Source organism: Nonomuraea rhizosphaerae (genome assembly GCF_019396405.1).
Lineage (GTDB): Bacteria > Actinomycetota > Actinomycetes > Streptosporangiales > Streptosporangiaceae > Nonomuraea > Nonomuraea rhizosphaerae.
In genome coordinates this window covers 1-10,432 of sequence record NZ_JAHKRL010000145.1, presented here as the reverse complement: position 1 = coordinate 10,432, position 10,432 = coordinate 1, and the positions used below count along the sequence as shown (strand labels likewise).

7 protein-coding genes are annotated in these 10,432 nt (G+C 72.9%); 6 read left to right on the top strand and 1 reads right to left on the bottom strand.

The window, feature by feature from the left end; genetic code table 11:
• On the top strand, nucleotides 1-296 hold a 296-nt coding region (locus KME77_RS07065; RefSeq protein WP_219463133.1), incomplete at its 5' end, for a hypothetical protein.
• 120 nt (nucleotides 297-416) lie between these two features.
• Here the strand turns inward: KME77_RS07065 and KME77_RS29090 are convergent.
• Complete coding sequence (locus KME77_RS29090; RefSeq protein ID WP_246609324.1) at nucleotides 417-5,537, bottom strand: FtsK/SpoIIIE domain-containing protein; 5,121 nt, start codon at nucleotides 5,535-5,537, stop codon at nucleotides 417-419.
• Between the two features lie 507 nt (nucleotides 5,538-6,044).
• Here KME77_RS29090 and KME77_RS07050 point away from each other — a divergent pair.
• The 5 genes from KME77_RS07050 to KME77_RS07030 all read left to right on the top strand — a co-directional run.
• A complete protein-coding gene (locus KME77_RS07050) occupies nucleotides 6,045-6,710 on the top strand; it encodes a hypothetical protein (protein ID WP_219463132.1) in 666 nt (221 codons plus the stop codon).
• A gap of 1 nt (nucleotide 6,711) precedes the next feature.
• Nucleotides 6,712-7,446 (top strand): CpaE/TadZ family protein, encoded by a 735-nt coding sequence (locus tag KME77_RS07045; protein WP_219463131.1) that lies wholly within the window; start codon nucleotides 6,712-6,714, stop codon nucleotides 7,444-7,446.
• 97 nt (nucleotides 7,447-7,543) lie between these two features.
• Nucleotides 7,544-8,842 (top strand): TadA family conjugal transfer-associated ATPase, encoded by a 1,299-nt coding sequence (locus KME77_RS07040; protein WP_308250595.1) that lies wholly within the window; start codon nucleotides 7,544-7,546, stop codon nucleotides 8,840-8,842.
• Complete coding sequence (locus KME77_RS07035; RefSeq protein WP_308250594.1) at nucleotides 8,839-9,681, top strand: type II secretion system F family protein; 843 nt, start codon at nucleotides 8,839-8,841, stop codon at nucleotides 9,679-9,681. Before KME77_RS07040 ends, KME77_RS07035 begins: the two co-directional genes overlap by 4 nt.
• On the top strand, nucleotides 9,674-10,432 hold a 759-nt coding region (locus KME77_RS07030), incomplete at its 3' end, for a type II secretion system protein (RefSeq protein WP_219463130.1). The genes KME77_RS07035 and KME77_RS07030, both read left to right, overlap by 8 nt.

The window sequence follows — 10,432 nt, the reverse complement described above, 5'->3', positions numbered from 1 at the left end:
CCGCCACCACCGGCTCCCCGAACGGCACCAACTACTCGCCGTCCACCGGCTACTCGCCGACCACCGGCGTCCCCCTCACCACCTCCCGAGGCGACGGCGGCCTGTCCGCCCCTCTCCCCGGCGCCGCCTCCACCAAGGCAGGCGGTTTGTCCGGCATGGGCATGCCCTTCATGCCCATGGGCGCGGGCGGCCAGGGCAACGAGGAACGCAGCCAGGAGAACGGGACGTGGCTGCACGAGGAGGACGACGTGTGGGGCGGCGAGACGGACGGCGTGGTCAACCACCGCATCGGCTGACCCTTCGGCGGACCGCCGCCCACCATCGGGGCGTCCGGCCACCGCGTCGGGCCGGCGGCCACGTATGGCGTCGGCTGCCATGCCCTCTCCCAGCGTCACCCCTATTCGCCCTGTCCGTCCCTATCCACTCGGAGGAGCGTCTGGGACGGCTGTCTGGATGGGTGTCATGTTCCCCATGGCGACCAGCAGACCCCGTCCCGGCGGGCCGCCGACCGCGCCGCGCGGCAGGCGGATCGTGAACAGGTCTCCGTCGGCCGGGCTCTGCACCGACAGCAGCACCCCGGTACGCGACTTCCTGCTCTCCGCCACGAACCCCCGGTACGCCGTCGCCAGGTCCCCCGTCGAACCGCCGATGATCAGCCCATGGTCACCGTCCCTGCCCGACCGGAGCACCTCCTCCAGCGCCGTCCCCAGCGGGGAGTCCGCGTTGACCAGCTCGGCGTCGTCCACGATCACCACGTAGCGGTCCCGCTCGGCGATCAGCTCCTGCAGCCCCGTGCCGTCGCCGTCGACACCGTTGCCGTCGAGCACCGCGAGGGCGCCGTCCAGCGTACGCAGCGGGCTGCGACGAGGGGCGACGGCGATGACCGGCGTGCCGTGCGAGATCAGCGACCCGGCGATCGTCATCAGCACCGACGACCGCCCCGAACGCGCGGGGCCGGCCACGACGGCTCCGGGGCCGTGCGCGAGCAGATCCAGCCCCATCGGGGCGAGCGCGTCGCCCCCCGCGCCCACCAGCCCCCACAGAGGGGACGGAGGCCGGAACCCCGGCTCCAGGTCCATGGCCTGGCTCGCGGTGATGCGCATCGGCAACGCGTCGACCCGCAACGGAGGCTCAAACGCAGGCTCCCCGTACGCAGGCTCCCCGTACGCAGGCTCCTCATACGCTGACTCCCCATACCTCGGCTCCCCAGAAGACGGCTCGCCGTGGGGCGGTACGCGGCGGAGGGGCGTGGCGGCGCGGGCGAGGGCCTGAAGGGCGGCCACCTGGGCGGGGCCCGAGGGGTCGTGGTCCAGCAGGGCGATCTGGTTCTCGACGATGCCGTGCTCGCCCATCGACAGCGCCCGGCCGGGCGGCATCGAGGTGGGCAGCTCCTTGAGCGGCATGCCGACCAGCCCGTAGTCGGACTGGTCGGCCAGGCGGAGGACGAGCCGGTCGTCGAAGACCGTCGAGACCTGGCCGAGCAGGCACGAGCGATCGCCCGTCACCACGGCCCGCAGCCCCACCGCCGGCCCCTCCCTGAGCAGTTGCAGCAGCGACTCCGTGAGGCGTCCGTAGTCGTAGCCCTCGAAGGCCGCCACGAACCCTTCCCAGCGGTCCACCATGAGCACCATCCAGGGAAGCCGGTGGCCCGCCTGGCGGTATTCGGCCAGCGAGGCGTGTCCAGCTTCGGCGAGCAGTTGCTGCCGTCGCCCGACCTCGGCGCGCAGCCGGGACAGCAGGCGTTCGACGCGGTCCAGCTGGTCGCGCGTGACGACCGCGCCGCAGTGCGGCAACGCCACCAGCGGCAGCAGCGCGCCCGACCCGCAGTCGATGGCGTGCAGGTGCACGTCGGCGGGGGAGGCGTGGGCGGCGATGGCCCCCGCGATGGTCCGCAGAGCGGTCGATCGGCCGCTCCGGGCCGCCCCTGCGATGAGCAGGTGACCGCCGTGCGTCAGGTCCAGCGCCAAGGGCCGACGATCCTGCGCCCACGGCCGGTCGATCAGCCCGAAGGGCAACGGCCCGACCTCAGCGAAACGACCGCCGCCCGAAGACCGGCCGCGGCCTGAAGCCTGACCATCGCCCGAAGACCGGTCGCTTCCCGAGAGCCGATCGTCTTCCGAATGGAGGTCCCCTGAGCGGCGCCGGTCGGCGTCCAAGCGGTGATCCGCGTCGGAGTGCCGGCCCGTCTCCGAGCGCCGGCCCAGCCCAGAACGTTGCCCCGGCCCGGAGCGCTGCCCCAGCCCCGAGAGATGCGTCGTCCCGGTGCCCTTGGGGGATGTGGCGGGTGATGCCGGGCCGGTGGCCGTTCGTGGGGTGGCGAGGGCTTTCGACAGGGCGGACATCCCCGTGTCGGTGGGTGTCGCGGTGAGCGTGCCGGGCCCCAGCGGAGCGGCGATCTCGGCCAGCACCAAGGTCGTGGGCAGCGGCTCCAGCCAGGGCCGTGGCTGCTCCGGGATGCCCGTCAGGCGTGCGGCCTCGATCAGCGCGTCCGCCAGGATCGTGAGGTCGGTGACCGTGGAGGTGCTCTCGGGGGGCTCCGGGCGCACGGGCAGCGCCTTGCCCAGGGAGCGCCACTTCACCTCGATCACCCGCAGCTGCCCGCCCGGGTCGGGGAGGTCGGGCGAGCCCGGACCGGCCGTGACACCGGCCAGGGGGCTGCGGCCGCCGACGCGGGCTGTCTGGACGGCCACGGCCGCGCCCACGCCCGACTTCACGTAGCACCGGCCGGGGGTGGACTTGGAGATGTGGGCCGCGTCGGGCATGTCGATGACGTCCGACGACTCGGCGGGCTCGGTCACCCGCAGCGCGATGCGCAGCGAGGTGTTGGCCTGGATGTCGGCCGTGACCACGCCCGCCGGGCGCTGGGTGGCGAGGATCAGGTGGATGCCCAGGGAGCGGCCCCGGCGGGCGATGTCGACGAGGCCGGTGACGAAGTCGGGCAGCTCGGCCACCAGCGCGGCGAACTCGTCGATGATCAGCACGAGCCTGGGCAGCGGCTCGCCGGTGTAGTCCTCGATGTCCTTGGCCCCGGCGGCCAGCAGGATGCGTTCGCGGCGGCGGATCTCGGCGCCCAGGGAGTCGAGGGCCCGGCGGGTGAGGTGGCCGTCGAGGTCGCTGACCATGCCGACCGTGTGCGGCAGCCGTACGCACTCCTTGAACGCCGCCCCGCCCTTGTAGTCGACCAGCACGAACGTCAGCTGGTCAGGACGGTTGGCCACCGCGAGCGAGGAGATCAGCGTCTGCAGCAGCTCCGACTTGCCCGCGCCGGTGGTGCCCGCGATGAGGCCGTGGGGGCCGTCCACGCGCAGGTCGACGGAGAAGACGCCGTCGGGGCCGACGCCGATGGCGGCCTTGGTGGAGCCCGGCCCGTGCCAGCGGGTCGTGAGGTCGCGGCCGGAGAGGGCGCGCAGGCCCATCAGGTCGAGCAGGCGGACCGCGCCGGGAAGGTTGCCCGACGGGTCGTCCCTGCTCACGTCGCGGATCGGGGACAGCGCCCTGGCCATGCGGTCGCACCACGACGGTGACACCAGGTCGCCCAGGACCGGGCCGATCACCTCCAGGCCGCCGCCCTGGAGCAGGACGTGGCCGTCGGCGGCGCACGCGGCGACCGTGGCGCACTCCTCGGGCAGCAGGCGCTGGTCGTCGTCGATGGCGAGGGTGAAGACGCCCGAACGCGGGCCCTGGCGCAGGATCTGCGGCATGCCGGGCAGCCCGCGCAGGGCCTGGGCGCCGTCGAGGACGACCAGGACGTCGTAGGGCCGCACGTCGTAGGTGGAGAAGGCCGGCGGCTCCTTGCCGCCCAGGTCGTCCCAGCCGGTGGGGATCTTGCCGAGCTCGGGGATGGCGGTGTTCTGGCGTTCGTCGATGAGGGCGGCCAGCTCGGCGACGCGGCGCGCGGCGGACTCCGGGTCGGCGCCGACCAGGGCCACGCAGTCCTCGCCGCCGCGCGGCGCGCAGTGGGGCAGCCAGCGCATCCAGCCCCAGCGGCGCTCGCCGTCGCCGTGCGCGGACAGCACGACGATCGCCAGGTCGCGCGGGCTGTGCAGGGTCGCCGCCTGGCCGATCAGCCAGCCCGCCAGGCCGATCGCCGTGTCGCGCGGGCCCGTGACGCCCGCGACGCCGAGCCTGCGCATGGCCAGCGCCACGGGCACGGCCCGGCAGACCGGCGGCGAGATCTTGTCGCGGCTCCTCTCCTCCGACAGCTCCAGGTTGGCCGGGAGATCGGCCAGCCCGACCCTGAGCCGCAGCGCGTCGGGGTCGTGGATGCGCCGCTCCCACAGCCGCCTGCGCGGCCCGGTCGCGGTGAGCAGCACCTGCGCGGGGTCGGGCGCGTCGGAGCGCCTGATCAGCTCGTCCTCCGCCCTGGCCCGCTCGACCGCCTGGTCGTAGGCGTCCAGGCGCTCCTTGTACTCCTTGAGCGCCTTCCTGTGCTGCTTCTTGCCGTGGCGGCGGTCGCTCCACCACTGGCCGATCATGATGACCGGCGTCATCAGGGCGACGAGCAGGAAGTACCACTGCTTCAGGAAGTACGCCAGCGACAGGCCGAGCACCGCGGGCAGGAACGCGGCCAGCAGCTGCAGCCGCATCCCCTCGTTGCGGGTCGGCTCGGCGGGCCGCTCGAACGCGCGCTGAGGCTCGGGCCTGCGCAGCCGCGGCGGACGGTTGTAGGCGACGCCGCCCTCCAGCAGCGGCGCCAGGTGCGCGTCCTGCGGCTCGATCGCGGTCAGCGTGAACACCGACGAGCCGCAGGTCAGCAACGCGTGCTCGGGCCAGTCGACGGCTTCGGAGAGCGGCGTGGCGGCCAGCTCGGGCGGCTGGTGGTCGGCCGGGGTCAGCTCCGCCGCCTCACGCTCGGCGACCCTGGCGGTCATCTCGGCGACCTCGTCGGCCCAGCGGCCCTTGAGCTTGAGCCGCTGCCCCTGCTGGGGCAGCCGCCGCACGACCGGCCCGACGGTGATCGCGTCGGGCGAGACCCGCAGCACGGCCGCCTCGGGGGCGAGCGTGGGGTCGGCGACGGTGATCGCGCACATCGGGTCGGACCCGATGACGTGCACCCCGAGGCCCAGGCGGTGCACCGCGCCCGCGGCCGGGCCGCCCACCACGCGCACCTCGGCGACGCCGCCCGGCTCCTCGGTGATCGTGGAGCGGGCCAGGTGGGGGTCGAGCGTCACCTTGTCGCCGTCGTGCAGCACCGCCCTGGCCGGGGCGCGCGGGTCGAGCGGCCGCCCGTTGCGCCACATCGCGCCACCGCCGTGACCGGCCCCGTCCGCCCGCCCGCCGGGCGCCTCGGCGGGGTGCGGGGCGAACCGGTCGGCCCCGGACGAGGAGCGGGTGTGGCGTCCGGGCGCCCGGGGAGCCGGGACGTCGGCGGCGGACATGCCGTACGGCGCACGGGCCCTGGGCAGCCGGACGACCGTGGCCAGGGGAGCCTGCCCCAGGAGGGCCTCGCTCACCCCCGCCACCGTGGCGTCGTCGGCGCCCTCGATCACAACGTCACGGTCGCCTTGCTCCCCGAGCACGGTGAGCATGATCCGCATGTGGCGTCTCCTTGATCGGGCCTCGGCGCCAAAGTAGCGCCCGAAGGAAGATTAGGCCCGCCGGTTGGCAGCAAAAGCATGGAAGACCCGAGTTGTGGACAACTCGCGCAGGCAATTAAGCCCTGTGGACAGCCGGTGATTGGGTCGCACGGAATTGACGCCTGTTAAAGAAGTGAATGGCGTGACAAATGCGACGGGTGAGCGCGCCGGGGCAGCGGCGCCGGAGGCCGCCGACGTGCCCCACCGCCCTGCGCACCAGGTAGCGCGACCCAGGGAGCAGATATCGGCGGTCAGTAAAAAATGCGCCCGTCCCGTCCACCGATCGCCGCACATATCGTGAAAAAAGCGTCGCAGTCAACTCGCTAGAAACAATAGGCATCGATTATTTCTGGTTGACACCGCGCCACCTGCGAAACGAGCATGGTTCCTCGCATTCCAGCCCCGCCCGCACATCCGGGTGCACATAATGGCGTGAATTCGACAATTCACAATGGGAGCCCCCCACCCATGAGGACCAGTGAAAAGCCTGCCGTCAACACGGCGGGGTTGTCCGGCCCTGCCTCGCGCAAGCTCCCCGTGCCACCCCGCGAACGCAAACCAGCCCTGGCCGCCCTGGCCGTGCTCCTGATACTCGGTGGCGCGCTGGCCACGACGCTGCTCGTGCTGCGCAGCGGCGACCGGGTCTCCGCGATCCGGATCACCCAGCAGATCGGCGCGGGCCAGCAGTTCACCGCCAACGCCCTGGAGGAGGTCCAGATCGCCAACACCGGCATCGGCTACGTGAGCTGGTCGCAGCGGACAGAGGTGCTCAAGAGCTTCGCCGCGGTCACGATCCTGCCCGGCACGCTCCTGACCAACGAGATGGGCGTCAGGGCCAGCGCCGAGCTGGGGCCGGGCAAGGCCAAGGTGGGGCTCGCGCTCAAGCCGGGTCAAGCGCCGTCGGGCCTGCAGCAGGGCGACCGGGTGCAGGTGGTGTACGTGCCGGGCCGTACGACGCAGACCGAGAGCCGGGTGCTCGCGCAGAGCGCGCTCGTCCAGTCCGTCGGCGACGGCGGCAGGGCGGGCGGATCACTGCAGATCACCGTGATCGTGGACGCGGCGGCCTCGCCCGCCATCCTCCAGTACGCATCCGCCGGCGAGGTCGCGGTGGCCGAGCTCCCGGGAGCACGCTGACGTGGCGCTGATCGTACTGGCCGCCGACAAGGGCGCGCCGGGTGTGACCACTGCCGCGACGGCGCTCGCGGCGGTCTGGCCGCGTCCCGTCCTCCTCGCCGAGTGCGACCCCGCGGGCGGTGACCTGGCCTACCGGCTGCCCGCGCTCGACGGCGGCGTGCTCAACCCGGGCAAGGGCCTGCTGTCGCTGGCCGCGACGGCCCGGCGCGGCCTGGAGCCCGCGCAGGTCCACCAGCACACGCAGAAGATCGTCGGCGGGCTGGACGTGCTGGCCGGGCTGACCCACGGCGAGCAGGCGACCGGGCTCACCTGGCTGTGGGGCCCGCTGGGCAGGGCGCTGGCCGGGATCCCGGACGCCGACGTGATCGCCGACTGCGGCCGGCTGGGCGGGCACCCGCAGATCGGCGACCTGATGGCGCAGGCCGAGCAGGTGGTGCTGCTCACCAGGGCCACCCTCGACCACGTCGCCCACCTGCGCGAGCGCCTGTCCATCACCAAGGCGCACGGTGTCGCCGTGATCGCCGACCCGCGCAACTACCGCTCCTCCATCGACGACGTGCGCAGGATCGTCGGCCCGAGCGTCAAGTTCGTCGCCGGGCTCGCGCACGACCCCAAGGGCGCCGAGCTGCTGCGCGGCCAGTGGGGCGGGCGCCTGGACCGCTGCCTGCTCATCCGCACGGCACGCGACCTGGCGGGACGACTGGTAAGCCACGTGAGCCAGGTGAGCCAACCGTGAGAAATCCAGACGAATTCGGCATGGCGTTCAACCTCCCGCGGCCCGCCCCCCGTACAACGGTCCGACGTACGGCAGCCCTCGCGAGAGTGAGCCACCCGTGATCGACCACTCCCTAGTCAAGCGTTTCCGCCAGGAGGTCGGCGACCGCCTGGCCCACCAGCGCAGACTCGACCAGGCCAACGGCCTGCAGGCGATGACCGGCGAGGACGAGCGCCAGTTCGCCAGGGCGCTGATCTCCCAGGTCCTGGAGGAGCACGCGCGCAGCGAGATCGGTCTGGGCCGCACCCCTCCCACGGTCGAGGAGGAGGAGGCGCTGGCGGCGGGCATCCACGCCGCGCTGTTCGGCGTCGGCCGCCTGCAGCCGCTGCTCGACGACACCGAGGTCGAGAACATCGACATCAACGGCTGCGACCGCGTCTTCGTCAGCTACGCCGACGGTCAGGAGCTGATGCGCGACCCCGTCGCCGACACCGACGACGAGCTGGTCGAGCTGATCCAGATCCTGGCGGCGTACTCGGGCCTGTCGAGCAGGCCGTTCGACACCGCCAACCCGCAGCTCGACCTGCGCCTGCCCGACGGGTCGCGGCTGAGCGCGGTCATGGACGTCACGGTCCGCCCGGCGGTCTCGATCCGCCGCGCCCGGCTCGGCAAGGTGTTCATGTCCGACCTCGTGGGCAACGGCACGATCAGCCCGGAGGTCGGCAGGTTCCTCAGCGCGGTCGTCGGCGCCCGCAAGAACGTCATGATCGCCGGCTCCACGAACGCCGGGAAGACCACCCTGCTGCGGGCGCTGGCCAACGAGATCCCGCAGCACGAGCGCCTGATCACCGTGGAACGTGCCCTGGAGCTGGGGCTCGACCAGTTCCCCGAGCTGCACCCCAACGTCGTCGCCTTCGAGCAGCGCCTGCCCAACTCCGAGGGTCAGGGCGAGATCACCATGGCCGAGCTGGTCAGACGCTCGCTCAGGATGAACCCCAGCCGCGTCATCGTCGGCGAGGTGCTCGGCGACGAGATCGTCACGATGCTCAACGCGATGACGCAGGGCAACGACGGCTCGCTGTCCACGATCCACGCCAACTCCAGCATGGAGGTGTTCAACCGCATCTCCACGTACGCGCTGCAGGCCAGTGAGCGGCTGCCCATCGACGCCACGCACATGCTCATCGCGGGCGCGATCGACTTCGTGGTCTTCATCGAGAAGCGCAACGACTACAGCCGCGGCGGCACGCTGCGCCGTTTCGTCTCCAGCATCCGCGAGGTCAACGGCTGCGACGGCCGGGTCCTGTCCAGCGAGGTGTTCGTGCCCGGCCCGGACGGCACCGCGACGCCGCACGCCCCCGTGTCCTGCCTGGAGGAGCTGGCCGCCCACGGCTACAACCCGGGAGGCTGGCTGTGATCGGCCTCGACCCGTTCGCCATGATCGCCGGCGCCGTCGCCGGCGGCGGGGTGCTGCTGCTGTTCATGTCCCTGTACGGGATGCGCCCGCGGCCCAGCAGGCCCAAGCGCGGCCTGGTCAAGACGCTGACCACGCGCACCGCGATCGCCGCGGTGGCCGCCACGGTCGTGCTGGTCGTGACCGGCTGGCCGGTGGCCGCGGTGGGGACGGTGCTGCTGGTGTTCGCCTGGCGGGGCCTGTCGGGCGGCGCGGCGGAGGAACGTTCCGCGATGCGCCGCCTGGAGGGCCTGGCCGCCTGGACGGAGTCGCTGCGCGACACGATCGCCGGGGCCGCCGGGCTCGAACAGGCCATCCCGTCCTCCATCAGGGCCGCCGCGCCCATGCTCAGGCCGCACCTGCGCGCGCTGACCGACCGCCTGCACACCCGCATGGCGCTGCCGCAGGCGCTCGCGCTGTTCGCCGACGAGCTCGACGACCCCTCGGCCGACCTGGTGGTGGCCGCGCTGATCCTGAACGCCAAGCTGCGCGGCCCCGGCCTGCGCGACGTGCTCGGCGCGCTGGCGGTGGCCGCCCGCGAGGAGCTCGACATGCGCCGCCGCGTCGAGGCCGAACGCCGGGCCACCAGGCGAAGCGTCCAGATCGTGGTGATCACCGCGCTGGTCTTCGCGGGCGCGCTGGTCGTGTTCAACCCCTCGTACGTGCAGGAGTACACGGGCTTCCTGGGCCAGGCGGTGCTGGCCGTGGTGGCGGGGCTGTTCGGCGCCGGGTTCGCCTGGATGCGCAGGCTCGCCCGCTTCGACAAGCCGACGCGACTGCTCATGGGGGGCGGCGATGGTTGAGGGTGTGCTGGCCGGAGGGACGTTCGGGATCGGCCTGTTCCTGCTGATCAGAGCGTTGTTCCCGGCCCGGCCCGGGCTGGTGGCGCGGCTGCTGGCGATCGAGGCGGTCCGCGAGGACGCCGACTCCCCGCGCATCCAGCTCGTGCTGCCGGACGAGGAGGTCTCGGCCTTCCGCCGCGGCCTGGGCGTCCGGCTGGCCCGCCTCTACCAGGCGCGCGGCTGGGAGGTCCGCTCCGTCAAGGCCGACCTGGCGCTGGTCGGGCGCTCGTTCGAGGGCTTCCTGGCCACCAAGGCGCTGCTCGCGGCGGCGGGGCTGCTGGCCTTCCCGCTGTTGTTCGCCTGGCTCGTGCTGATGGAGTGGGGCACGTCCCTGACGGTCCCGTTCTGGAGCGCCGTGGTCGTGGCGCTGCTCTTCTTCTTCCTGCCCGACCTCCAGGTGCGGCGGGACGCGGCGGCGCGCAGGCGCGACTTCAGGCACGTCGTCGGCGCCTTCCTCGACCTCGTCTCGATGAACCTGGCGGGCGGCCGCGGCGTGCCCGAGGCCCTGATGATGGCCGTCTCGGTCAGCGGCGACCAGCCCAACTGGGCGATGTCGCGCATCCGTGAGGCGCTCAGCGGCGCCAGGATCGTCGGCATCACCCCCTGGCAGGCGCTCGGCCAGCTCGGCGAGGAGATCAACGTCGACGAGCTGCGCGACCTGTCGGCCGCGCTCGGCCTGGTCGCCGACGACGGCGCCAAGGTCCGCGCCTCG